Here is a 25797-nt window from a genome sequence, read left to right on the forward strand (position 1 = left end):
GCATGGGCGGGTAGGTCCGCATCCGCGTTTACGGCCGTCAGCGCCGGCGCAAAGCGGCGAGCCGCGGGAAGCACGCCGCACCGGTAACTGCCGGCATCGGGAAAGGCGCGAGCCGGGAAGGGCCGCATCCCCTGCCGGTTCGAAAAAGGTCCGGAGAAACGGGAGCGCACTCCCGCCGAGGAAACCCTGCAAAAAAAATTCCGGGGAGAATTTTCTCCCCGGAACCAATCGGCGACCGCTGCAACCGAAGGTGCAGACAATCTATGTATCGTACTATTCTGCAATGTTTTTCGCAAACAGCGCCTCGACCTTGGCGACCACGTCGTCCGTGTCGGGTTCGAGCGGGAAAACGTGGCTCGGCTTGAGGTACCACAGCTCCTTGTCCTCCTTGAAATGCTCCTCGCCGCCGCCCGTGATGTTGAGCATGACGACGGCGTCCTTCTCGATCTTGCCCGCGGCGACCGCATTGACAAGCGACGCGAGCGCGACGCCCGACGCCGAGTAGATATCGACGCCCTCCAGCTCCTTGAAGAGTTTGCGGGCCTTGCGGGCCATGGCGTTGGTGGCGACGAAGAATTCGCCGCCGGTAGCCTTCAGCGCGTCGTACAGACCGCCCGTAATGCCGTACGGCGGACGGCGGTTCGAGAGTACTTTGGCGTCGATGATCTCCGCATCGCGGCGCGCCTTGTCATCCTCGTAGGCCAGCATCTTGCGCGAACCGGCCTGCCATGCGTCGTACATCGGCACGAAGGGCGCATTCTGCGACACCATGAGTTTCATGGTGTTCGAACCGAAGCGGCCGTCCTCGATCAGGCGCATGTTGGCTTCCCATGCGGCGATGGCTCCCGTACCGCTGCCCACGGCCTGAAAATAGTAGTCGGGAATGCGGCCGATGGTCGTCACGGCCGAAAGAACCGTCGTGGCCATGCCGTCGCGGCGGGCGATGTTCTTCGCACCGCCCTCGGCATAGAAGCCGGGGCCCTTAAGGGCGATGTCGCTCAGGTGGATGGCGTCGAAATAGTCGCCGCCCTTCTCGCACGAAATGAGTTTTACGCAGGGGTTGAGCGGATGCTCGAACCAGAGGGCCTCGATATTGTCGTAAGGCACCGACAACAGCAGTTTGATGTGGTTGTCGGAGCATACCTTGGCGAAGGCGCGGGCCGTATTGCCGGCCGAGGCCACCACCAGCACGCGCTCTTCGTCCTCGGCGGCACGCGCGCAGACCGAGAAAGCTTCGGTCTCCTTGAACGAGCAGGTGGACATCGTGGCGCCGATGGCCGGATAGTAGCCGTTGAAGGTTATGTAGAGGTTCTCAAGTCCGAGGTGCCGGGCAAGCCCCTTGCTCTTGTAGGTGACGGGCGCCGAAGAGCCTTTGAGCATGCGGCGGACAGGAAGCCAGTCGCAGAATTTGTAGAAACCGTATTCGTCGGGTTTCACTTCGAGCTGCCTGCGGGCGTACTTGGCGCGCACGAGCGACGGCGTCTTGCACTGCGGATCGGCAAGCATCCAGCCCGTATCTTCGAATTCGCGCCCCGTGGCGACGCACTCAAGCGTGTAGGAAGTAGGTGTAAAATCTTTCATTTATATTGTGTTTGTGTTATTTACGACATGCGGTTCCTGAAATCTTCGTAGCCGAATTCGCGGACGACGTCGATGCGGCCGTCGCGGCGGGCGATGACGATGGCGGGATGCGCCACGCCGTTGAACATCGTGGTTTTGACCATCGTATAATGGATCATATCTTCGAAAACGATGCGCTCGCCCACTTTCAGCTCATGGTCGAAGGTCCAGTCGCCGTAATAGTCGCCCGCAAGACAGCTCGTGCCGCCCATGCGCCAGCGCTTCTCGCCTTCGGCGGGTTCGTGCGCCCCGACGATCGCCGGTTTGTAGGGCATTTCGAGGCAGTCGGGCATGTGGCAGGCGAACGACACGTCGAGCATGACGGTATGCACGCCGGCGTTCTCAACCAAGTCTTCAATTGTCGACACCAGATAGCCTGTGCGCCAAGTAAATGCACTGCCCGGTTCGAGGATCAGCCGCAGGTGCGGATGGCGGGCCTTGAACTCCCGAAGCAGCGCGATCAGCTCGTCGCAGTCGTATTCGGCATGCGTCATCAGGTGGCCGCCGCCCATATTGAGCCATTTGATCCGGTCGAGGTATTGGCCGAAGTGTTTTTCGACGGCTTCGAGCGCCAGCCGCAGGTGGTGCGGACGCGACTCGCAGAGCACGTGGAAATGCAGGCCGTCGATTCCCGCCGGCAGCTCCTTCAGGAGGTCGGCCGTAACGCCCAGACGCGAACCCGGAACGCAGGGGTTGTAGAGGTCGGTCTCGACGGGCGAATACTGGGGATTGATACGCAGTCCGCACGAAATGCCGCGCAGCAGGGCCATCGGTCCGAAACGCTCGAACTGGGCGACGGAATTAAAGGTGATATGGTCGCTGCAGCGAAGTATCTCTTCGATATTGCGGTCGGTATAGACCGGGGCGTAGGTATGGGCGGGGCGGCCGAACTCCTCGAAAACAAGACGCGCTTCGGCGGCGGAAGAGGCCGTCGCACCGTCGCTATGGCGGGCCAGTTCGGGAAAGATGCTCCACATGGCGCAGGCCTTCAGAGCCACGATAATTTCAGCGCCCGATTCGCGGCGCACACGGTCGATTATCGCCAGATTACGGTCCAGCAACTCTTCGTCGAGGACGTAACACGGAGAAGGCAGTTTCAAGAAGTCAATCATCGAGTCGTTTTATTTCAAAACAGTTGCAAAAATAGCAATTTCCCTGCTAAAACCGCACGGCTCAGGGTGTGAATTGCCATCAAATAGGTATTTATACTTAGCCGTCGGACGGCACGCGGCAAATCGGAACAGGAATGCGGGAAGCACAGGCCGATAAGGGAGATGATGTGAAACCGGCCGCCGGGCTGTCCAACAAGTCCTATTCTTACGATTTCACCCCCGTCAGAATTTGTTCTGACAGGGGTGATTTTCAATTTCGGGGAGTCGTCAGACAGCCGCTACAAGCCGGTAAGGGTGCAGTCCCCTACTTCGCGATACAGATGCTGACGCGGTTTTTCTCGACGCCGGGGAACGGCTGGGCGGTGTCTCCCCTGCCCTCGGCGCTGATGCGGGAGGCGGCGATACCGGCCTTCTTCAGCGCGGCGGCGACGCTCTCGGCGCGCAGCTTGGAAATTTTCAGATTGACGGCATGCGAACCGGTCGCGGCATCGGCATAACCGACGATTTCGACATTCGCTTCGGGATTGGCCTTCAGGTACTCGACCAGCGCGCCGACCTTGGCCTCTTCGGTGGTGCGGATCTGCGACGAGCCGATCCGGAAGAAGATGTTTTCACGCAGCTCGGCCGGTCGCTCGGCAACGGCCGCAGGAGCCGGAGCAGGCGTCTCCTTCACCGCGGGTTTCTCCTCGACGGGAGCGGGAGCGGGTTCCGGCGCAGGGGCCGGGGCCGGAGCGGGAACGACCGCCGCCGTGCGGGCTTTCTTATGGTTCTTGCCGAAGCGGAACGTGAAGCCGCCCAGCGCGTTGAACTGCCAGTCGAGGTTGCCGGCCTTCTTCGAGTTGTACTTGTCGGAGAGCATGTTGGCATTCATCTCCACCCCAAACAGCACACAGTCCGACAAGCGGAAATTCACGCCGAGACCCAGACGGCCCGCAACGAACACTTTGCTTCCGGACCAGATGTTGCCCAGCCGATAGCCGCTGTCGTTCAGGGCGTTGGCCTCGTCGTTGTCGAACGCTCCGTTCAGGCCGACACCGGCGAACAGGAAGGGATTGACCGTCCGGCGGGGATTGAAGCGGCCGAAAAGGTTGGCCAGATCGAGCGTGGCTTCGACATTGCCCTGCAGGTATTTATACTGATAGGTAGTTTGGGGCGACACCCATGCGCCCTTGCTCTGCCAGCCGCTCAGGCCGAAACGCAGCCCCCAGACGGGCGAGAACTGATACCCGGCCGACAATGCCGCGGCGGGCGATACGAGTTTGCCGAAAGGCCCTTCGCCGAGCGTATAGGACGCTCCGGCCTGCACCTGCATAAACCAGTGCGGGTTGAATTCCGATTTCTCTTGCTTATTCGCAGCTTGTGCGAAAACCGGCGCCGTGCACATCACAAGCGCGCCTAACGTACATAGGATACATTTCATTTTCATAACTATCAAGTGGGTTAATTGACAGCCAAAGATAATAAAATTGTATCATATATTATACATACTCAGCCGGAAAAATCTCCCTCCGGAAAAAGCGCGGACCTGCGGCGGAGGTATCGGACCGCGATTCGGCATAGCGGAGCGCGCCCCGGTTCAATATCTATCGACGACCACGACGCGGTCGGCTGTGCACACCGAGATAATCTTCAGCCCCAGCAGGACGGGCCACGATCTGAATACAAAACCCGGCGGAAATCTGCGCCGGGGAGGGGCCGCTGCCGGGTATGAAAAAAGCGCAAACAGAATCGTCTGTTCGCGCTTTGCGGATTATCGCACCTTGCGGAGAATATCGGAAACGGGTCTGCGGATCAAAGCTCGATATCGGTATCGAAAAGCTCGTGCCACGGCAACCCCTGCTCGCCCAGCTCGCCCAAGAACGGATCGGGATCGAACTCCTCGACGTTGAAGACGCCGGCGCCGCGCCAAAGGCCCTTGGCCCACATCGACGCGCCAAGCGCCGCGGGAACGCCCGTGGTGAAGCTGACGGCCTGCGTGCCGGTCTCCTTGAAAGCCTGCTCGTGGTCGCAGTTGTTATAGATATAATAGGTGCGTTCCTTGCCGTCCTTGACGCCCCGGATGCGGCAGCCGATCGAGGTCTGGCCGTGGTAGTTGGCGCCGAGCGACTTGGGATCGGGCAGCACCGCCTTGAGGAACTGGATCGGGACGATCTCGACGCCGTTGTAGATGATCGGGTCGATACGCGCCATGCCGATATTCTGAATCACGCGCAGGTGCGTGAGGTACTCCTGACCGAAGGTCATCCAGAAACGGGCGCGCTTGATGGTCGGATAGTTCTTGACGAGCGATTCGAGCTCCTCGTGGTAGATCACGTAGGATTCGCGCTCGCCGATGCCGGGATAGTTGAGCGGACGGTGGATTTCGTGCGGCTCGGTGACGACCCATTCGCCGTTTTCGTAATAGCGGCCCTTCTGCGTCACCTCGCGGATGTTGATTTCGGGGTTGAAGTTCGTGGCGAAGGCCATGCCGTGATTGCCGGCGTTGCAGTCCACGATATCGAGGTAATGAATCTCGTCGAAATGGTGCTTGGCGGCATAGGCCGTGAAGATGGCCGTAACGCCCGGATCGAAGCCGCAGCCGAGGATCGCCGTCAGCCCCGCGGCCTTGAAGCGGTCCTGATAGGCCCACTGCCACGAATATTCGAAATGCGCCTCGTCCTTGGGCTCGTAATTGGCCGTGTCGAGGTAGTTGCAGCCGCATTCGAGGCAGGCGTCCATGATCGTCAGGTCCTGATAAGGCAGGGCCACGTTGACCACGATGTCGGGACGGAACGCGCGGAAGAGTTCGCACAATTCGGCCACATTGTCGGCATCGACCTGCGCAGTCTTGACACGGCCGCCGCCGATAGCCGCCGCAACGGCGTCGCACTTGGATTTGGTACGACTGGCCAGCATCACGTCTGTAAAAACGGGATTGGCGGCGATTTTTTGGGTTACGACCGTTCCGACGCCTCCGGCACCGATAATTAACGCTTTACACATAGGTAATATGAGTTTAGAATTGAATTTTTTCACTTAAACGCCTACAAAAATATCGTTTTATTTTGGTAAAACAAAAATATTCTATACATTTGCACCACCAAAAACGGGAAACACCCCTCTTGGTATCGGAGATTCCGTAGCTCAGCTGGTAGAGCACAACACTTTTAATGTTGGGGTCCTGGGTTCGAGCCCCAGCGGGATCACTAAAAACGAGGGTTTCACACCTTGAATGAATAGAGCGCGATTACTGAATACACAAGTATCGCGCGGTAATGTACCAGATTAGGGGATATGATTTTAAGGAATCATATCCTTTTGATTTTTAGCACATTGCTAATTTTTCATGATCCCGCTGGGACAACATATATGTTATCTCGGTTATTTTTGTGCCCTTAAAACGGCTAAAAATGGACTGAGACATGTTGAACCCGGACTTCATGTCCCAGATTAGGGGATAAAATGAACTGTAAATTTTGTAACGGAAAATGTGTCAAAGACGGACACCAGAAAAACGGAATCCAACGGTACGAATGCAAGGACTGTCATAGAAAACAACAAGCATCGTATGCCTATAACGCTTACGATCCATCGCTGAACAAATCAATCACGACATTCATCAAGGAAGGTGTCGGTATTCGCAGCATTGCTCGAATACTTGAAATATCAATCACTACTCTTACGAAAAGGATTCTTAGTATATCCAGTTCGATAATAACTCCGCACATTATCGCTGATGCCGTTTATGAAGTCGATGAAATCAAAACCTTTGTAGGAAGGAAAACCGATCATATCTGGGTTACTTATGCCTTGAACCGAGATGACAAATCGGTCTCCTGCTTCTCAGTCGGGCCCCGAACAAATGAGACCTTGAGAAAGGTTACGGATAAGCTGTCGAATGCAAAACGCGTTTATACGGATAAACTCCGGCAGTACAGGACTCTTCTCTCTCCTGCAATTCACAAAACGACGAATAGAGGAACAAATCATATCGAACGGTATAACCTGACCATACGAACCCACATCAAACGATTGAATCGTCGAACAATTTGCTACAGTCGAGCAATATCTATGCTCTATGCAGTTATGAAAATTTATTTCTGGGGCTGAACAACAAGGCATTTTTTGAGGTTTTTCCTCAATTTATTTTAATTTTAGAGAATGTTTTTTTATATTTGGCGCATATATTGAGGTGTTGTCTCAATGTAAACTAAATTTTGATCAGATGTTACTTGAATTTTCTGTTGCCAATTTTCGTTCTTTTTATTCTAAAAGAACTTTTACCCTACAAGGGTCTACAAGTATTAGTGATATTCCGGAGAATATATCCAAAACTATGGGATATAATGTTCTTCGTACAGCCGCAATCTATGGAGCAAATTCTTCTGGGAAAACAAATTTTGTGCGTGCGTTGGCCTCTATGGGAAATATTATAACCGAATCTGCAAAATTAAATTATAATGAAGAACTAGATCCATATGATCCTTTTTTGTTAATGAAAAATACAGAAAAAGAGCCTACTTATTATGAAATTATTTTTATAGAAAACAACATTCGATATAGATATGGTTTTGAACATAATCTACAGCGGATTGTTGGAGAATGGCTCTTTATAAAAAAAGGAAGAAAAAAGGAAGAAGTACTATTTATTCGCAACGAAGAAGGCATTGGTATTTCGGAGAATGATTTTAAAGAAGGTATTGACTTAGAAGAAAAAACAAACGACAATAGATTATTCATATCAGTCGTAGCGCAATTAGGGGGAACTATATCAAAACTAATAGTTGAATGGTTTAGTACCAAATGTAACGCAATATCTGGAATTCACAGTAAGTCTTATATGGGATATTCTAAAGAGATGTTCCACACAAAATTGAACGGGCATAATGAAGCATTGAATTTCCTACAGAATTTGAAACTTGGGTTTGAATCTCTTTCCACAATAGAGAACGAATTTGATCCTTCAACTCTTCCAACTGAATTGTCTGAAAAACTCAAAAAAGAGTTGACAAAGCAATTGGCAAATAAAAAAGTGGTTGAATTGTTATCCATACATAAAAAATATGATAAGAATGGAGTGGTTATAGGAGAGATTCCGTTTGATGTTTATGAAAAAGAATCTGAAGGAACTCAGAAATTAATTGATTTATCAGGGCCAATATTTGACACATTGATTAATGGAGATACCCTTTTTATTGACGAATTGGATTGTCGTATGCATCCTATTATATCTGAGTTTATTGTAAAATTATTTAATGACAAGGAAACCAACCCCAATAATGCCCAATTAATTTTTACAACACATGACACTCATCTATTATCATCTAAAATATTTAGACGAGATCAGATATGGTTTGCCGAGAAAGACAGTATGCAGCAAACAGACCTTTATACATTGAATGACATAATTCTACCTAATGGACAAAAGCCTCGCAATGACAGCAATTATGAAAAAAACTATATTGCAGGCCGGTATGGAGCTATTCCCTTTTTAATGAATTATAATTTATAAGGGTATAAGGGCCATGGCAAGAAAGATAAAAATTGATAATGCTATCCTCAAGAGACGACAACACTCTGCTCCTAAAAGAAAAGTACGTGTTATTAATTGCAATATTTTAATTGTATGCGAGGGAGAGAAAACCGAGCCCAATTATTTTAGAGTTTTTAATAAGACTAGAAAGGGGACTATCGTTTATGAGTTGACAATCGACGGTGGTGGGATTAATACAATGCAGGTTGTGGATAAAGCTATTGAATTAAATTCCTCTTTTGATTACGATAGTGTATGGGCTGTTTTTGATAAAGATAGTTTCTCTCCGGATCAATTCAACGGCGCTATAATTAAAGCGCGACAGAATAATATCAATTGCGCATGGAGCAATGAGGCATTCGAATTATGGTATCTATTGCATTTTCATAATAGAGTCACTGCAATGAGCAGGGAGGAATATAAAAAAGCGATTTCGGATGCTGTCAATACGTCACCTAAAAATAAGAAAAAGAAGAAAGATTATGAATATGCTAAAAACGCCCCTAATAATTATGATATAATTAATCAATATGGGAATCAAAATGCTGCAATAAGATGGGCAAAAAGCCTGCACGACCAATTTGAAGACCAAAGGTTCCATACACATAATCCGTGTACACTTGTATATAAATTAGTACTGCAATTAATTGGAGAAGATGACGATCTTAATTCTAAGCTTATCTCAAAAATAGAAAGTTAAGAATGGTGTGGTTATGCTGCAATTTTAAAATGATCAGGATTAGGCACCCACTGCATAACTTAAATGTAACCCAACATATACCTCGAACAATATTCTTACTGTATAAACTTATATTCAGGACATCAACAGGCATGCTTTAGGATAATTACGTGATCTTGCAAGGATCATACGTTCTCGCGTAACCAAAAAACGACAAAAAACGCACTGCGGCAACTTAGTTACATAACCTGTGTGTGACCTACTGTAATTTCGAACTCTATAATTGGTATAGAAATGAAGGAGAATCAGCCACCTAAAGCCGCTGTAGCCCACATATAACACAGTTTCGGAGGTAAACCCCAGACGGATCACTGGATGATTCCAGCTGAATCACAAAAGATCCCAGCGGGATCACAGAAAAGAGTCCGAAACTCGGCGAAACGTCCTGAATCATTCGGGACGTTTTTTCATTTGCCCCGCTCCGCAAAACTCCGGCCGTTCCGGCAAGATCTTGAATATTTGCGGAAATCCGCTATCTTTGCACGGCAACGACACTACACACCGCAACACTCAAAAGCATCTTATGTATTCGGAAAACGATACCCGCCACTTCTTTCAGCTGCTGCGCAGCGGGCTGAAACCGGACTGCGCTCCGGCTGTCACCGGGAAAATCTCAGCACGGCAATGGGACGACATCTTCCGCATGGCGGCCGATCAGGGCGTATGCGCGGTGATCGGAGACGGCATGGAGCGTCTGCCCGAAAAGCTACGGCCGCCGCGGGATATTCGGCTCCGCTGGGCCTTGACGGCCGAAAGGCAGGAGAAACGCTACCGCCGCCAGCAGGAAAAGACCGCGAAGATGGCGGCAGCCTTCGCCGAAAACGGCATCCGCATGCTCGTACTGAAGGGGCTGGGGCTGAGCAGGGACTACCCCGTTCCGGCGCATCGTGAGTGCGGCGACATCGACATCTACCTGTTCGGGGCCTCCGACGAAGGCGACCGCCTGCTGCTGCAAATGGGGGCGCAGCCCTATTTCGACGTTCCGAAACATTCGTCCCATACGTGGGACGGCATTCTGATCGAAAATCACCGGACCATTCTCAATGTCCGGCGCAACCGGAGCGAACGGGAACTGAACGCCCTGCTGACGGCAGTGCTGGAGCAGGAGGGCGTGTGCGAAATCGGCGAAAACATCGCCGTCCCGCCGGCAACCTTCAACGCGATATACCTGCTCCGCCATGCGGCCGTGCACTACCAGAAGGAGGGAATCGCGGTCCGGCATCTCTGCGACTGGGCCTGCTTTCTGGAGCGGCACGGCCATGAAATCGACCGGCAACTGTTCCACAAAGCGCTGGCCGACTACCGGCTGGACCGTTTCGAAGCGCTGATGACGGCCGCCGCCGTCCGGTATCTGGGCACCGAAGTTCCGGAGCCGGCCTGCGATGCAGGCATGCTGGAGCGTTTCATGCGGGAAATATACGCCATGCGCCCCATGCCGACCCGGACGCTGCCCAAGCTCTATTTCAAGCTGTTCAGCCCCATACACAACCGCTGGCGGCTGCGCCGCGTCCTGCGGACGTCCCCGTGGCGCTATTATTACGACACGATACGCGCCCAGTGGAACGAAAGGTTCACCCTGTTCCGATAATGCGCCGCAGGCCGCGCAGGGAAGTGCGGACGCAGCGCCGTACGGCCCGCCGCATCGGCACGGCAAGGGCGGCAGACCGGCGCCCGTCACCCGGCGGCGGCCGCGAATACGCCGAACAGGCCGCCGGGCCGGCGAAGAAGTCTTCTTTCGCCTAAAAATCAAAAAAATCGTCCGTTTATTGCCAATTAAAAATAAAAGATTAACTTTGCGTCCGAAAGGAAAACCGATATGCACCGTTTGGGGCGTGCCGGTACGACAAAGGACATAAAGAGGCGCGAATCCGGAATTTCCGGACCTTTTTGTGCCCTTTATTGTTTAGGCTGCAAACGGAATCGACCCGCCGCGGTGTTGCCGTATGGGGAAAATTGCTTATATTTGCACCGGACGAAAGGATGTGCAGGTCCTATGGGTAGGAATGCACGCGAGCGAATGTTTCAATAAACCGAATCAAAACGACTGACAACCGCACTTCGTCTGCGGAGGTGTCCCCAAGGTGTGCCCATGTGTGAAGAGCCGCAAACCGAACAGCAATGGTACGCAATACGTGTCACGTACAGCCGGGAAATGGCCGCAAAGAGCTATCTGGACAGTATCGGGATCGAGAGCTACGTACCCATGCACTTCGCTGAACGGACCTACGGCGGCAAAAGACGCAAGGTCTGGGAGCCGCTGATCCACAACCTGCTGTTCATCCGCACATCGGCCGACCGGCTGCGGGAGATAAAAGCGACCACCACCCTTCCGATCCGCTACATCATGGACCGCGAAAGCAAATCGCCGACGGTTATTCCGGAGCGGCAGATGCAGGACTTCATGGCCGTCGTCGCCACGCAGAACGAGCACGTCGAAATCGTCGCGCCGCAGGACGTGGATCTGGAAAAGGGAGATCCGGTACGCGTCACGGAGGGCATATTCGCCGGAATCGAAGGCCGCTACATCCGCCACAAGGGACACAGCAAGGTCGCCGTGGCGATCCGCAACGTCGCAACCGCCCTGACGGCCTATATTCCGCTGAAATACATCGCAAAGATAGATTAGCAATTCATTTTATATCCATACGTAATCCGACATACGTTCAATACGGAAATTAACGCCTCTAAATTTTCGATTTATGAAACAAGTCATGCAGGAATCCCTGCTGATCAAGCTTCCTGTAATTATCGGTGATCTATTTCTACTCAATCTTTCTTGGATATTCGCGCTGACGCTGTTTCCCCAGCCGGCATATGTCGCCCACTCGCTGGAGATATTCGCCTGTCTCAACATCTGTTTCATCCCCGGACTTTCGTGGTTCGGCGTGATCCTCTCTTCGCGGATCGTTCCCTACGAGGAGATCATACGCCGCGTGTTTTACGTCGTACTCTGCCACATCGGATTCTTTACACTGATACAGACCGTATGGAGTTACGGCCTGCTGCCGCTCCGGCTGATCGGCGTCTTCTACATATCGCTCACCGTCGCGCTGATGCTGTGGCGCTACATCTGCCGCATGGCGGTCAAGATCACCCGCGGACACGGACGCAACTCGCGGCGGGTCATCATCGTCGGCAGCAAGGACAATGCGCTGGAGGTGTATCACGAAATGGTGGACAACACCAGCACCGGCTACCGCGTACTCGGTTTTTTCAGCAACCATGACGACAAGGCCCTGCCCGGCAACACCCCGTGTCTGGGCAGCGTAGACGAAGCCCTGCCGTGGCTGAAACGCCATCCGGTCAACGAGGTGTACTGCTGCCTCTCCACCGACCGCTATCTGGAGGAGATATTCCCGATCATGGACTACTGCGAAAACAATTTCGTGCGGTTCTACTATGTGCCCAACCTGCGCAACTACATGAAACGCGCGATGAACCTCGAACTGCTGGGCAACGTACCGATCCTCTATATCCGCGAAGAGCCGCTGCGGCAGGTTTCGAACCGTTTCGTCAAACGCGCGTTCGACGTCGCGGTATCCGGCGCCTTCCTCTGCACACTCTTCCCCGTCGTCTATCTCTTCGTGGCCTTGGGCATCAAGCTGACTTCGAAAGGCCCGGTATTCTTCATTCAGGAGCGCAGCGGCGAAAACGGCCGCACGTTCGGCTGCATCAAGTTCCGGTCGATGCGCGTAAACGACGAGGCCGACCGGGTGCAGGCGACGAAAAACGATCCGCGCAAGACCCGTTTCGGCAGCTTCCTGCGCAAATCGAGCATCGACGAGCTTCCCCAGTTCATCAACGTGCTGAAAGGCGACATGTCGATCGTCGGTCCCCGTCCCCACATGCTCCAGCACACCGAGCTTTACTCCAAGCTGGTCAATAAATACATGGTGCGCCACCTGATCAAGCCCGGCATCACGGGCTGGGCGCAAGTGACGGGATACCGCGGCGAGACCCACGAGTTGAGCCAGATGGAGGGCCGCGTGCGCCGCGACATCTGGTATCTCGAAAACTGGTCTCTGCTGCTGGATATACGCATCATGCTCCTGACGGTGTGGAATGCGCTGAAGCGGGATGAAAACGCATATTAATTCACTTGAATAATGAAAGGCCTTATTTTGGCGGGTGGCAGCGGCAGCCGCCTGTATCCGATCACGAAGGGGGTCAGCAAGCAGCTGCTTCCGGTCTACGACAAGCCGATGGTCTACTACCCGCTCTCGGCGCTTCTTCTAGCGGGCATCCGCGAAATCCTCGTGATCTCGACTCCGGAGGACCTTCCGGGTTTCCGGCGTCTGCTGGGCGACGGCTCCGACTACGGCGTGCGTATCGACTACGCGGCACAGCCATCTCCGGACGGTCTTGCACAGGCTTTTCTGATCGGCGAGGATTTCCTCGGCGGCGATTCCGCGTGCCTCGTTCTTGGCGACAACATCTTCTACGGTTCCGGTTTCACGGGTCTTCTTCGCGAGGCCGTCCGTACGGCCGAGGAGGATGGCAAGGCCACGGTCTTCGGCTACCGCGTCGACGATCCGGGCCGCTACGGGGTCGCGGAGTTCGACGATAAGGGCAACTGCCTTTCGATCGAGGAGAAACCCGCCCATCCGAAGTCTAACTACGCAGTCGTGGGCCTGTACTTCTATCCGAACAAGGTCGTGGATGTGGCCAAGAGCATCAAGCCCTCGGCCCGCGGGGAGCTTGAGATCACGAGCGTGAACCAGTGTTTCCTGCAAAGCGGCGAGCTGAAGGTGCAGACGCTCCAGCGCGGCTTCGCATGGCTGGATACGGGCACGCACGACTCCTTGGCCGAGGCCTCGATCTTCGTGGAGGTCATCGAGAAGCGTCAGGGACTTAAGATCGCCTGTCTGGAAGGCATCGCCTACCGCAACGGGTGGATCACGGCGGACAAGCTGCGCGCACTTGCCGAGCCGATGCTCAGGAACCAGTACGGACAATACCTTTTGAAACTCCTCGACGAAAAATAATCCCATGAAAGTTCTGACAACCGCCATAGACGGCGTTGTTATCCTAGAGCCGGAGGTTTTCGGCGACGCGCGGGGCTACTTCTTCGAGAGCTACTCGCAGCGCCGTTTCGACGCAGAGGTCCGTCCCGTGCGCTTCGTGCAGGACAACGAATCGCACTCACGCTACGGCGTGCTGCGGGGCCTCCATTTCCAGAAAGGGCGGTACTCCCAGTCGAAACTCGTCCGCGTGGTCCGGGGCCGCGTGCTCGACGTCGCGGTGGATATCCGCCGCGGCTCCCCCACGTTCGGCCGCCACGTGGCGGTGGAGCTGACGGAAGACAACAAGCGTCAGTTCTTCATTCCGCGGGGCTTCGCGCACGGCTTCGCCGTGCTGAGCGACGAAGCGACGTTCCAATACAAGTGCGACAACCCCTACGCCCCCGAATCGGAGGGCGCCATTGCATGGAACGACCCGTCGCTGGGTATCGACTGGCGTCTGGCCCCCGAAGATGTCGTCCTCTCGCCCAAGGACAGCGCCCACCCGCTGCTGTCGGAGGCCGGGGAACTGTTCGACTATAACGAAGACTATTATGCTTAATATCCTGATTACGGGCGCGAACGGTCAGCTTGGCAGCGCCCTGCGGCGTCTGGGCTGTGTCTCGCCCCACAACTATATCTGTACGGACGTCGCGGAACTAGACATCACCGATGCGGCTGCCGTTCTGCGAACGGTCGAGGAGCGGCGCATCGACGTTATCGTAAACTGCGCGGCCTACACCGACGTGGAGCGGGCCGAGGAGGACGAACCGCGTGCGGACCTGCTGAACCACAAGGCTGCGGGCAACCTCGCGGCGGCGGCCAAGGCGACGGGCGCGACGCTGTTCCACGTCTCGACGGACTACGTCTTCGACGGCACGGCCCATACGCCCTACAGGGAGGATACGGCTCCCTCGCCGCTGGGAGCCTACGGGCGTACGAAGCTTGCGGGCGAACGCGCCGTCATGGCGTCCGGGTGCCGGTATCTGATCTTCCGCACGGCGTGGCTCTATTCGGAGTACGGACACAACTTCCTGAAGACGATGCTGCGTCTGACTTCGGAGCGGGATACGCTGCAGGTGGTCTTCGACCAGATCGGCACTCCGACCTACGCCGGGGACTTGGCGCTTGCGATCTTCTCGATCATCGAGTCGGAACGCTACGCGGGCAACGAGGGCGTGTACCACTTCACCGACGAGGGCGTCTGCTCGTGGTACGACTTCGCGACGGAGATCGCCGCGGCCGCGGGTCACGACTCATGCCGCATCATCCCCTGCCACACGTCGGAGTTTCCGACCAAGGCCCAGCGCCCGGCCTACTCGGTGCTGGACAAAACCAAGATCAAGACCACCTTCCAGATGGACATCCCCCACTGGAGGGAGGCTATGATCTACTGCCTGAAACAACTCGCCGAATAATCCAATCACTATGCAACGCACTATCCTCATCACGGGCGGCGCGGGCTTCATCGGCTCGCATGTGGTCCGTCTTTTCGTGACCAAATACCCCGATTACCGGATCGTCAACCTCGACAAGCTGACCTATGCTGGCAACCTTGCCAACCTGCGGGACATCGAGGAGCGGCCGAACTACACTTTCGTCAGGGGCGACATCTGCGACTTCGAGGCGATGCGTGAACTGTTCCGGCAGTACGGCATCGACGGGGTGATCCACCTCGCAGCCGAGAGCCACGTGGACCGCTCGATCAGGGATCCGTTCACCTTCGCGCGTACGAACGTCATGGGCACGCTGTCGCTGCTCGAAGCTGCGCGGGAGCATTGGAACGGCAATTGGGCGGGCAAGCTGTTCTACCACATCTCGACCGACGAAGTGTACGGTGCGCTGGAGCTGACCCGCCCCGCGGGGGACCCTGCGGGCTGCGAGAGCGGCGGCGGTCCTTTCGGCGAGGAGTTCTTCACCGAGGAGACGAAGTACGACCCGCACAGCCCCTACTCGGCGTCGAAGGCTTCGTCGGACCACTTCGTGCGGGCCTACCACGACACGTACGGCATGCCGACGCTGGTTACGAACTGCTCGAACAACTACGGGCCCTACCAGTTCCCGGAGAAGCTGATTCCGCTGTTCATCAACAACATCCGCCACCGAAGGCCGCTGCCCGTGTACGGCCGCGGGGAGAACGTCCGCGACTGGCTCTACGTCGAGGACCACGCACGGGCCATCGACGTGATCTTCCACAAGGGCAAGGTCGCCGACACGTACAACATCGGGGGTTTCAACGAATGGAAGAACATCGACCTGATACGGGTGATCGTCAAAACCGTGGACCGGCTGCTGGGCAATCCCGAAGGCGCTTCGGAAAAGCTGATCACGTATGTCGCCGACCGCGCGGGTCACGACCTGAGATACGCCATCGACTCGCGCAAACTCAAAGACGAGCTGGGCTGGCAGCCCAGCCTGCAGTTCGAAGAGGGGATCGAAAAGACCGTCCGCTGGTACCTCCAGAACCAAAAATGGATGGACGACATTACTTCAGGAGAGTATGAAAAATACTACCAAAGCATGTACAAGGAGAGGTAGTTCCGACCGCATGACATGCAAATCGCTGGCAAACAACCACACACATCCATCAGATTAACATGGGGGAAACCATGTCGGTGAAATCCGAGAACAACAAACGGATCGCAAAAAATACCTTTTTGCTGTATTTCCGCATGCTATTCACCATGGGGGTATCTTTGTATACATCCCGCGTGGTATTGAATACATTGGGTGTAGAGGATTTCGGCATCTACAACGTGGTCGGGGGCGTGGTAGTCATGTTCTCCTTTTTAAACAGCTCCCTGGCCACGGCCACGCAACGCTTCCTGAATTACGAAATGGGACAGGGCAATGCCCTGAAGTTGGAAAAGGTTTTTTCGATTGCACTGACCGGACACTACCTGATCGCGCTATCCGTCATTCTGTTGGCCGAGACGATCGGACTATGGTTCGTCAGCACCCAGTTGGAAATTCCGGCGGAACGCATGCACGCAGCATTGTGGGTATACCAATTTTCAATCCTGACCCTGGCCGTTTCGATCATCAGCGTCCCGTATAATGCAGTGATCATCGCCCACGAGCGAATGAAAGTCTTCGCCTACGTTTCGATCGCGGAAGTTTCGCTCAAACTGACGGTCGTTTTCCTGCTCGTATACTTGTCTTTCGACAAATTGGTCCTCTACGCATTCCTGCTGCTTGTCGTAGCAGTCATTGTCAGAATGATCTATGCCACCTATTGCAAGCGGAATTTCACAGAGTGCAAGTACCGCTTTATCTTCGAGAAAGACCTTTTTGCCCAGATGTTCTGCTTCTCGGGATGGATGTTTACCGGCACCCTCTCCAACCTCTTCAGCAGCCAGGGCGTGAATATCCTGATCAACATGTTCTTCGGGCCTATCCAGAATGCGGCCCGGGGAATAGCCTACCAGATACAGGGGACAGTGAATGCTTTCGTCACAAATTTCATGGTAGCCGTACAGCCTCAGATCGTAAAATCCTATTCACAGGGGAATTACAGTTATATGTACAAGTTGGTCTTCATGGCATCCAGATACTCTTTTTACCTGCTGTTCCTGCTGTCACTGCCGGTTTTACTACAAACACAGTATCTATTGCAACTCTGGCTGAAAAACGTGCCCGACTACTCCGTGCTGTTCACGCAACTGGTCGTTATCGACCTGTTGATCAACTCTTCGTTCACCCCGATTGCTTCGGTAGCCTTCGCATCCGGGAAAATACGCAATTACCAGCTCGTCGTTTCCGCAGGCTACCTGCTCACTTTCGCATTGACCCTGCTGTTTTACCAACTCGGATTCCCGTCCTACGTAGCCTTCGTCGTAGCGATAATCATATCCTTCATCGGATTGTTCGCCCGTTTGTACGTATTGAGACATTCCGTCCATTTTCCTTCGAAAAAATATATCCATAAGGTTTTCCTCGTGCAGGCGAAAGTCGGGATTATCGCCATCGTCATCCCGGCTGTATTTGTGTACTATGCCTCCCCTACTTTTTTTCATTTCGCAATTACCGTTCTGATCTCGTCCGTCTCTATTGCAGGCACGACATGGTGCTGGGGGCTCGGCCCTGAAGAACGGCTGTATATACGGAACAAGATACGCGGTTATTTTCACAGAAAAATATGATCACTATCCATCGCCCTGACTTCTCCCAGAGAGGAGAATATGCCAGAATACAGTCACTGGTCGACATCGACGGCAACAGGAATACCATCTGGTTTGAAGTCCGCAGGGAATACGGGGAATATCTCTGCTGGGAACGCTCGGATGCTTTCGTCATAGGTCTCCTGAACTATGCGATGCGCAACGGGCATGACATCACGTGCGAAGCCCCGATGGGCGAAGATCTGCATTACCAAATAACGACTTACCTGATCGAGGCCATTGCCAAAGGTGACGCCCGCATGTACCACACCCGCATTACGGCAGAGGTCGACCACAGTGAACTGCCCTGTGACAATGCCGTAGGGACAGGCATCTCATGCGGCATAGATTCCTTTCACGCCCTGGCCGGGAATAACGATGCAAAATACCCGAAGCACCGGATCACACACCTCACGTTCAATAACGTGGGATCACACGGGGAAGGGGAACACGCCCGTCGGTTGTTTGCAGAAAGGAAAGAGCATTCGCGGAAATTCTGTGAGGAATTCGGGTTCAAGTTCGTCGAATCGAACTCCAATATCATGGATGTAATTCCGCAGGATCACTACCAAACCCATACTTTTACCAGTTCCTTTGCAATCTACTGTCTCCAGAAATTGTATTCGGTATACTATTATGCCTCAGGCCAGCCATTTGCAGAATTTTCCCTTTCGGACAATTACGATCGGGATTGCGCCTATTACGACCTGCTTTTGGCCGAAGCGTTTTCGACCCGGAATCTGAGGATCCATTCGGAAGGCGGAGCACTGACCCGATTGGAGAAAACAAAACGCGTTATCACTTATGCCCCATCGTACAATTATCTGAACGTGTGTACAATCACAGCCGCAAATTGCGGCAAATGCGAGAAATGTTCCCGCACGCTCCTGTCCCTGGAGGCACTGGGGCAACTGGAGTTATATAAAAATGTCTTCGATATCGGCTGTTACCAATCGCACAAGAGGGATTATCTGATATTCTTATACGGACAACGTTGGTTGAAAAACCATACCTATATCGAACTCTATCCCTTTTTCAAGAAACAGATCACTCCGGCAATCCGCATTGCCGCCTATATAAAATTCTCCAAAGACTTTTTCGTATCCTGCATACGGGGCACCCGTCTCGAACGGATGCTAAGAGGGCTGAAAAAGAAAATTACTAAATGCAACGCATAGTTTATTTCGACTTTCTCAGGGGCATAGCCATTATCATGGTCGTATGTCTTCACTGCATCGACTATTCCGCCATGGAAGGTCCCGTTCTGAATCTTTTCGGGGTGGAATTCAGGAACCTGCTGAATGCGGCCGTCCCGCTGTTTCTGGCGATATCGGGTTATTTCATGGCAAATAAAAAAACAGACACCCCGACTGCATATAAAGAGTTCCTGAAAAGACAGGCGGTAAAGGTATACATTCCCATGCTGGTCTGGTCGGTTCCCTATCTGATCCTGGCGTACCTGCACCGGGAAAATTCCGTGACCTCGTGGCTACTTTTTTTCTTCGGCGGATTCTCCATCTACTACTTCATTATCCTTATCGTCCAGTATTACGCACTGCTGCCCTTAATGCAGAAAATGGGACGCTCCCTAAGGGGGGGGGTGCTGGCAGCCGTCGCAATCAGCATCGCCTGCATATCCTGTTTGGAAATCCTGCTTTATGTATATCGGATGGAAATACCATTGATCGTATATGCCGGGCCGTTCCCGCTGTGGATCATGTTCTTCGTGATCGGAATCTATCTACGGAACCATACGGTTCAAATGAAATACGTTTACCCGCTGGTGCTTCTTTTCTTCCTGCTGTCCGTCGCAGAAAGCTTCGTCATCATGCACTGCACAGGACAGGTAACGGGGCTCGGCATCAAGGTCTTTTCGTTCCTTTTTTCGCTCTATTTCATTATCATGCTATTCGCAAGTCCCCTGCAACGCTATCTAACTGCCCGTAAAGATCGCTTCATTGTCCGCAGCATCGCCAAGGTCGGGGAAATATCCTTCGGCATTTATCTGATCCACATGCTGGTAAATATGGTACTGAACAAATTATGCGGCTACCACGACTTCAATTTCATATTGGTTCTGACAATAAGTATTGTTGTCATCGTTGCCACCATGAAATTGGTGCCGACTTCCATCCGCAAATACATAGGCTTTTCATAACATGATCGAAATCCGGAATAAACGGGATTGCTGCGGTTGCAACGCATGCGTACAAAAATGTCCCCAGCAGTGCATCGGACAGTCCGAAGACGCCGAAGGATTCATTTACCCTCAAGTAGATAAGGCCCGGTGTGTCGGTTGCGGCCTATGCGAAAAAGTATGCCCGGTCATCAACCAAAATCCCAAAAGCAAACCTTTGAAAGTCATGGCCGGCCGAAACGGAAATGAAGAAATCCGGATGGTAAGTTCGTCGGGTGGAGCTTTCACTTTGCTGGCCGGAGAGATCATCGGCCGGGGCGGGGTTGTCTTCGGTGCCCGGTTCGACGAGAACTGGAATGTCGTACACAGTTACACCGAATGTACGGACGGACTGGCTGCATTCCGGGGCAGCAAATACGTACAAAGCAGGATCGGGGAGACATTCAGTCAGGCTGAGAAGTTCCTGAAACAGGGCCGTGAAGTGTTGTTCACCGGAACCCCGTGCCAGATTGCGGGATTACGCCGGTTCCTCGGAAAAGAATACGACAATTTACTCTCTATGGACATCGTATGCCACGGAGTTCCCAGTCCGGGTGTATGGAAAGAGTATTTGAAACAAACAACTCAGAATTTATCTCCGATCGGACGTATCGTCGGGATAAATTTCCGCGACAAGCGCACCGGCTGGAAAGAGTACAGCTTCTCACTCCATATTTCGTCACCGGACAAAGAGGTTCTGCATACCGAAAAGTTCTACCGGAACAAGTATATGCGCGGATTCCTCGCCAATTTATATCTGCGGCCATCCTGTCATCAATGTCCGTCAAAATCAGGCAAATCCGGAGCCGACATTACATTGGCGGACTTTTGGGGAATCGAACATATAGCGCCAAGGCTGGATGACGACAAAGGAACCGGATTGATACTGGTCAATACGGTCAAAGGGAAACGCATATACGATAAATTGCCAATTATTTCGGAAGAGATTATATACGGGCAGGCTCTGAAAGGAAACCATTCGATCGAAATTTCAGCTCCCGTCCCGCCGCAAAGGGAATGTTTTTTCGAGAACCTCGGAAAAGAGGATTTTTCCCGGCTGGTAAACCGGCTTACGAAAGTCCCGCTCACGATAAGGTTGCGTCGGGCGGCAAGACGGCTTATTAAAAAATTACGATGAAAATAGGCATATTGACCCAACCGCTGCAGAGGAATTACGGCGGGATACTCCAATGCTACGCGCTGTGCGAAGTATTGAAGGGATTGGGGCATGAAGTGTGCGTGCTGGACAGACACCACCATACCCCTTTCCTGCGAAAAGTGCTCCGCAGCGCAAAAAGAATACTACTTTATTGTCTCGGCGCAGAAAAAAAGGAAAACATCTTGTCCATATGGATGACCGCCGGTCAAATGCGGACAATCAGCCGGCATACCTCGGCGTTCATCGACAGGCATATCCCTCATACCCGGCCGCTCTTGGGAACAAAAGCGCTCCGGCAGGCGGCCGGCAACGAGCACATAGATGCATATGTCGTGGGTAGCGACCAAGTATGGCGTCCGGTCTTCTCCCCCTGCATCGCCAATTATTTTATCGATTTCGACCACCGGGACAATATCGTTCGGATCGCCTACGCAGCATCGTTCGGGGTCGACACATGGGAATACGACCGGCAAACGCAACAGGTGTGTGCCGGTTATGCAAAAAAATTCGATGCCATATCCGTGCGCGAGGACTCCGGAGTTACATTATGCCGAAATTATCTGGGAGTCGCGGCGGAACATGTCCTCGACCCAACAATGCTGCTCAGGCGGGAACAGTACGAGAAACTGGCAACGGATCGGCACACCCTTGCAAGCAAAGGGAACCTGCTGACCTATATCCTAGACCCGTCCCCGGAAAAATCAACGATCGTCGGCAACGTGTCCCGGAAATTGGGTCTGACTCCGTTTAGCGTGATGCCGCACCGGGAAGCGGACGTCCTGAACTGCGCGATGTATCCGGAAGAGTGTACCTCCCCAGCCGTAGAACAATGGCTGCGCGGGTTCATGGACGCCCGGTATGTCGTTGTCGATTCTTTCCACGGCTGCGTGTTCTCCATCCTGTTCAACAAACCGTTCATCGCCATAGCCAACTGCAGCAGGGGCGAAACCCGTTTCACTTCCCTGTTAAGGACGTTCGGCCTCGAAGGCCGGTTGATTCATAATGCCGGGGAATTGACCGACAGCCTGATAACGGCTCCGGTCGATTGGGAGCGATGTAACGGAATATTGCAGTCGGAGCGGAGAAAAGCCCTTCTTTTCCTCCGAACAAACCTTAACAAATAGACATGGAGTTTTACATTTACCTTGTTTTGATCGTACTCTTTTTATCGCTCGTAAAAAGGGCCAACAACAAAGTCGTATACATAGGAGTCGCTTTCGCCTTGTTCTTTCTGGCCGCCTACCGGAGTCTGGGGGTGGGAACAGATTCCGAGGCGTATTACACAATATATTACCAATATGCCAATAACGACGCCTACGTAGCAGCCAACGAAAATTATAAAACCGCGGAATTCATCTGGCTGGCAATGTTAAGGTATTTCCGCAACGCGAACAATTACAGGGGAGTTTTGGTCATGTTGGCTGCCTTGAACGCCATACCGCTCTTCTATGCACTCAACAAGCAAAGCAAATGGCCGCTGTTCTCGGTTTTCCTTTATATCTCGCTGTACTTTTACGGGAACTCCATGAACGCGATGCGCCAGTCGGTGGCAATGTCCTTCCTGTTGTTGGCCATCCCCTTTTTGGAGAAAGACAAAAACCAATATTACCTGCTGCTGATGCTATTGGCAATGGCCATACACATGTCTGCTTTATATGTCTTCCTGTTCGTCTGGGCGTTTTATAAAGCGAACTTGAATTTCGACAACAAACTCAAATATGCGCTCGCAATAGCCATCAGTTTCACTATCGGCATGTTCTTTACGGCATGGTTCAAGGAGACTCTCAAACCCATAGCCAATTTATTCGCTTCGAGCAACTATGACTATTACCTAAGCGGGGGAAGCGTTAACGAATCGAGGAACCTGCTCTCCAACCTTGGGCTCAATCTGGTGGCCGTATTCATGCTGTACATCAATAAGGACGCGAACAATATATATTTCAAATTATATATCCTCGGAGTAATCATGGTCAACTTACTTGCCGGACTGGGTGCATTTTCAGGCCGTATTGCCAGTTATTTCAGCCTGATGCAGATCGTGGCCATCCCGCACCTTCTATATCTGGTCAAAAAAACATTCCAGAAATATTTGTATACCGTGATATTCATTGCGTATGGGCTTTCCGTCTATATTTATTATCTCTTTAAAAATCTCAGCGAGATCGTACCCTATTCCAATATATTCAGTAATTGACCGCTCTGATGTTCTCCGTTGTAATCCCCTTGTATAATAAACAAGACTGTATCCGCAATACCGTACAGTCCGTATTGAATCAAACGTTCCCCGATTTTGAAATAAATATCGTAGACGACGGATCGACGGACCGCAGCTTGGAAATCGCACGCCAATTCGATGATCCCCGGATCAGGGTCTTTTCCAAACCGAACGGCGGCGTATCGTCCGCCCGCAATTACGGGATAAGGCAATCCCGGAAAAAGTATATTGCGTTTCTCGACGCTGACGACCTTTGGTATCCGGATTATCTTAGCGAAATCGCACGCCTGATAGATAAGTATCCCGGATGCGGCATCTATTCGGCTGGATACATTTTACGGAAAAAACACCGGGAGATCCGATATGCCTATCCGACCGAAGGTGTCATACAAGATTATTTCAAAGAATACTTCAAACACAAAAGTCCATTTTGCAATGCTTCGTGTGCTGTAATCCCGGTGGAAGCTTTCGGGAAAGTTGGTTATTTTCCAGAGAATCTGCATACAGGCGAAGACTTGTATATGTGGATGGCCATCGCCGTACACTATAATGTATGTGTTACGCCAAATATCCTGATGAGTTACGAGTATCAGGAATCGACATTCAATGACCGCCTCGAAAAAAACATATATATACAAGGTGATTTATTCAAAAAGCTCTGCGAGTCCCAAAATACATATCTGAACGAAATCATTGCACGTTTGGTAATTACAGACGCTATTTTTCAGGCATTGAGAAATAATAAAGACGTATCGAAGAGTGTTGAGAAAAAATTCAATTACACCAAATTCAACAGAACAGAGCTATTATATCTTCGAATTCTGAACCGAACCCCGGCTTGGAGCAACAAGATCATCCGCAACGGATGGAAATTAGGTTCAGCTATTAAAACCTATTTATTAGGGATAATGGGAAGATAGAGACACAAGAAAACATCCAATGAGATCGCCCCATATCTATGAACAAACAAAATAACGATCCATGCGAATTTTAATATTGAATCCGATTCTTTATACCGCCGAAAGCAATGCAATCCCGACCGTATCTTCAATTAAAGACACGATGATCTACAATTTATGTCTTGGATTTAAACAATTGGGGCATGACATAACATTGGCGGCAGCAATGGAATACCAACCATGCAAGAAAGAAGAATATGATTTTAAAATTTTGTTTTTCAAATCGGACTTGAAAAGAATCTTTCCACCGTCCGTACTTCCGTTCTCACGAGATCTGTGGAAACACCTAAAACAGAACAGTCAACAATACGATCTCATAATCAGCAGCGAGGTATTTTCTTTTCAAAGTCTATTTGCGTCGCTATTATACCCTCGCAAAACCATAGTATGGCATGAATTGGCCTTACATCCTAGAAAACTGCATAAGCTGCCGTCGAAGATATGGTACAATTGCATTGCGCCGCTATTCATGCGAAAAATACTTGTAGTCCCCCGTTCCGAAGCTGCTTATGATTTCATAAAAAGATACCATAAAAAAACAACGACTGAATGTATTGAACATGGAGTTAATATCGAGAAATTTGCGGTATCGGCAGAAAAAAAAGATTTTTTCATCGTCATTTCTCAATTAATAGAACGTAAAAACATTTCCTCGATTATTACGAAATTCGCAGCCTTGATAAAGGATAAACAATATAAAGACTTTAAATTGTATGTCATAGGACAAGGCCCCTTGGAGGAACAACTCAAAAGACAATCCATAATTTCCGACACACAAAACAATATAATATTTACCGGGTTCCTGCCCCATGTCCAAATGAGCGAATATACAGCTCACGCAAAAGCGTTATTGATCAATACGTACCAAGACAATAACATGGTTTCCATTCCTGAAACACTCTCCTGCGGAACTCCGGTCATTTCGAATACCGTTCCCACGAACTCCTATATTATAAACAGCCATCAATTAGGTATAGCAAAAGATAATTGGGATGAACACGATTTGAAAGAGATTATTGCGAATAATTCCTTCTATGTAAAAAACTGCATTGCATACCGAGATAATCTGGCCAACAGCCATATTGCCCAGACTTTCCTAGACATCTTTCAGGATAAAAAAATAGCCGAAAATATAAAATAAAGAC

Annotated in this window: 22 protein-coding genes and 1 tRNA gene; 19 read left to right on the plus strand and 4 right to left on the minus strand. The window is 51.8% G+C overall.

Annotated elements, in window-relative coordinates:
• Positions 1 to 273: 273 nt before the first annotated feature.
• From HMPREF9720_RS10400 to HMPREF9720_RS10415, 4 genes are all read right to left on the minus strand, one after another.
• On the minus strand, positions 274 to 1581 hold the full coding sequence (locus HMPREF9720_RS10400; protein WP_009598152.1) for a cysteate synthase: 1308 nt from the start codon (positions 1579 to 1581) through the stop codon (positions 274 to 276).
• A gap of 20 nt (positions 1582 to 1601) precedes the next feature.
• Positions 1602 to 2732, minus strand: coding sequence for a carboxynorspermidine decarboxylase (nspC, locus tag HMPREF9720_RS10405; protein ID WP_009598174.1), 1131 nt, complete (start codon positions 2730 to 2732; stop codon positions 1602 to 1604).
• 304 nt (positions 2733 to 3036) lie between these two features.
• Entirely contained in the window at positions 3037 to 4158 is a 1122-nt protein-coding gene (locus HMPREF9720_RS10410) for an OmpA family protein (RefSeq protein WP_022044156.1), read from the minus strand.
• Positions 4159 to 4523: 365 nt separating this feature from the next.
• Positions 4524 to 5714: a saccharopine dehydrogenase family protein gene (locus HMPREF9720_RS10415; RefSeq protein ID WP_009598219.1), complete on the minus strand. Its 1191-nt coding sequence runs from the start codon at positions 5712 to 5714 to the stop codon at positions 4524 to 4526.
• 130 nt (positions 5715 to 5844) lie between these two features.
• On the opposite strand from HMPREF9720_RS10415, the gene HMPREF9720_RS10420 reads away from it, so the two are divergent.
• From HMPREF9720_RS10420 to HMPREF9720_RS10505, 19 genes are all read left to right on the plus strand, one after another.
• Positions 5845 to 5917, plus strand: a tRNA-Lys gene (locus HMPREF9720_RS10420).
• A 256-nt stretch (positions 5918 to 6173) separates the two neighbouring features.
• Positions 6174 to 6821, plus strand: coding sequence for an IS1 family transposase (locus tag HMPREF9720_RS16045; RefSeq protein WP_009598172.1), 648 nt, complete (start codon positions 6174 to 6176; stop codon positions 6819 to 6821).
• A 115-nt stretch (positions 6822 to 6936) separates the two neighbouring features.
• On the plus strand, positions 6937 to 8223 hold the full coding sequence (locus HMPREF9720_RS10425) for an AAA family ATPase (protein ID WP_009598244.1): 1287 nt from the start codon (positions 6937 to 6939) through the stop codon (positions 8221 to 8223).
• A 13-nt stretch (positions 8224 to 8236) separates the two neighbouring features.
• Positions 8237 to 8944 carry an RloB family protein gene (locus HMPREF9720_RS10430; RefSeq protein ID WP_009598133.1) on the plus strand — a complete coding sequence of 236 codons (708 nt, stop codon included), beginning with the start codon at positions 8237 to 8239 and terminating at the stop codon, positions 8942 to 8944.
• A gap of 562 nt (positions 8945 to 9506) precedes the next feature.
• Complete coding sequence (locus tag HMPREF9720_RS10435) at positions 9507 to 10571, plus strand: nucleotidyltransferase domain-containing protein (protein ID WP_009598220.1); 1065 nt, start codon at positions 9507 to 9509, stop codon at positions 10569 to 10571.
• Positions 10572 to 11072: 501 nt separating this feature from the next.
• Complete coding sequence (locus HMPREF9720_RS10440) at positions 11073 to 11609, plus strand: UpxY family transcription antiterminator (RefSeq protein WP_039940443.1); 537 nt, start codon at positions 11073 to 11075, stop codon at positions 11607 to 11609.
• A 73-nt stretch (positions 11610 to 11682) separates the two neighbouring features.
• Positions 11683 to 13077, plus strand: coding sequence for an undecaprenyl-phosphate glucose phosphotransferase (locus HMPREF9720_RS10445; protein WP_009598141.1), 1395 nt, complete (start codon positions 11683 to 11685; stop codon positions 13075 to 13077).
• Between the two features lie 12 nt (positions 13078 to 13089).
• Complete coding sequence (gene rfbA / locus HMPREF9720_RS10450) at positions 13090 to 13968, plus strand: glucose-1-phosphate thymidylyltransferase RfbA (protein WP_009598264.1); 879 nt, start codon at positions 13090 to 13092, stop codon at positions 13966 to 13968.
• Positions 13969 to 13972: 4 nt separating this feature from the next.
• A complete protein-coding gene (gene rfbC / locus HMPREF9720_RS10455) occupies positions 13973 to 14545 on the plus strand; it encodes a dTDP-4-dehydrorhamnose 3,5-epimerase (protein ID WP_009598206.1) in 573 nt (190 codons plus the stop codon).
• Positions 14538 to 15401 carry a dTDP-4-dehydrorhamnose reductase gene (gene rfbD / locus HMPREF9720_RS10460; protein ID WP_009598126.1) on the plus strand — a complete coding sequence of 288 codons (864 nt, stop codon included), beginning with the start codon at positions 14538 to 14540 and terminating at the stop codon, positions 15399 to 15401. The genes rfbC and rfbD overlap by 8 nt, the downstream gene beginning before the upstream one ends.
• 10 nt (positions 15402 to 15411) lie before the next feature.
• Positions 15412 to 16521, plus strand: a complete 1110-nt coding sequence (gene rfbB, locus HMPREF9720_RS10465) for a dTDP-glucose 4,6-dehydratase (RefSeq protein WP_009598179.1) — start codon at positions 15412 to 15414, stop codon at positions 16519 to 16521.
• Positions 16522 to 16592: 71 nt separating this feature from the next.
• Positions 16593 to 18125, plus strand: a complete 1533-nt coding sequence (locus tag HMPREF9720_RS10470) for an oligosaccharide flippase family protein (RefSeq protein ID WP_009598167.1) — start codon at positions 16593 to 16595, stop codon at positions 18123 to 18125.
• The gene (locus HMPREF9720_RS10475; protein ID WP_039940445.1) at positions 18122 to 19321 is read left to right on the plus strand and encodes a hypothetical protein; all 1200 of its coding nucleotides are present in this window, start codon (positions 18122 to 18124) and stop codon (positions 19319 to 19321) included. The genes HMPREF9720_RS10470 and HMPREF9720_RS10475 overlap by 4 nt, the downstream gene beginning before the upstream one ends.
• Positions 19309 to 20301, plus strand: a complete 993-nt coding sequence (locus tag HMPREF9720_RS10480) for an acyltransferase (RefSeq protein ID WP_009598241.1) — start codon at positions 19309 to 19311, stop codon at positions 20299 to 20301. Before HMPREF9720_RS10475 ends, HMPREF9720_RS10480 begins: the two co-directional genes overlap by 13 nt.
• A gap of 1 nt (position 20302) precedes the next feature.
• The gene (locus HMPREF9720_RS10485) at positions 20303 to 21457 is read left to right on the plus strand and encodes a Coenzyme F420 hydrogenase/dehydrogenase, beta subunit C-terminal domain (RefSeq protein ID WP_009598190.1); all 1155 of its coding nucleotides are present in this window, start codon (positions 20303 to 20305) and stop codon (positions 21455 to 21457) included.
• Positions 21454 to 22602 carry a polysaccharide pyruvyl transferase family protein gene (locus tag HMPREF9720_RS10490; RefSeq protein ID WP_009598306.1) on the plus strand — a complete coding sequence of 383 codons (1149 nt, stop codon included), beginning with the start codon at positions 21454 to 21456 and terminating at the stop codon, positions 22600 to 22602. The genes HMPREF9720_RS10485 and HMPREF9720_RS10490 overlap by 4 nt, the downstream gene beginning before the upstream one ends.
• A 2-nt stretch (positions 22603 to 22604) precedes the next feature.
• On the plus strand, positions 22605 to 23672 hold the full coding sequence (locus tag HMPREF9720_RS10495; RefSeq protein ID WP_009598151.1) for an EpsG family protein: 1068 nt from the start codon (positions 22605 to 22607) through the stop codon (positions 23670 to 23672).
• Positions 23669 to 24613: a glycosyltransferase family 2 protein gene (locus tag HMPREF9720_RS14845; RefSeq protein ID WP_009598286.1), complete on the plus strand. Its 945-nt coding sequence runs from the start codon at positions 23669 to 23671 to the stop codon at positions 24611 to 24613. Before HMPREF9720_RS10495 ends, HMPREF9720_RS14845 begins: the two co-directional genes overlap by 4 nt.
• Before the next feature lie 61 nt (positions 24614 to 24674).
• Positions 24675 to 25793 carry a glycosyltransferase family 4 protein gene (locus HMPREF9720_RS10505; protein WP_009598267.1) on the plus strand — a complete coding sequence of 373 codons (1119 nt, stop codon included), beginning with the start codon at positions 24675 to 24677 and terminating at the stop codon, positions 25791 to 25793.
• Positions 25794 to 25797: the final 4 nt, after the last annotated feature.

Origin of the sequence: Alistipes sp. HGB5, assembly GCF_000183485.2 — a bacterium.
GTDB classification, from domain to species: Bacteria; Bacteroidota; Bacteroidia; order Bacteroidales; family Rikenellaceae; genus Alistipes; species Alistipes finegoldii.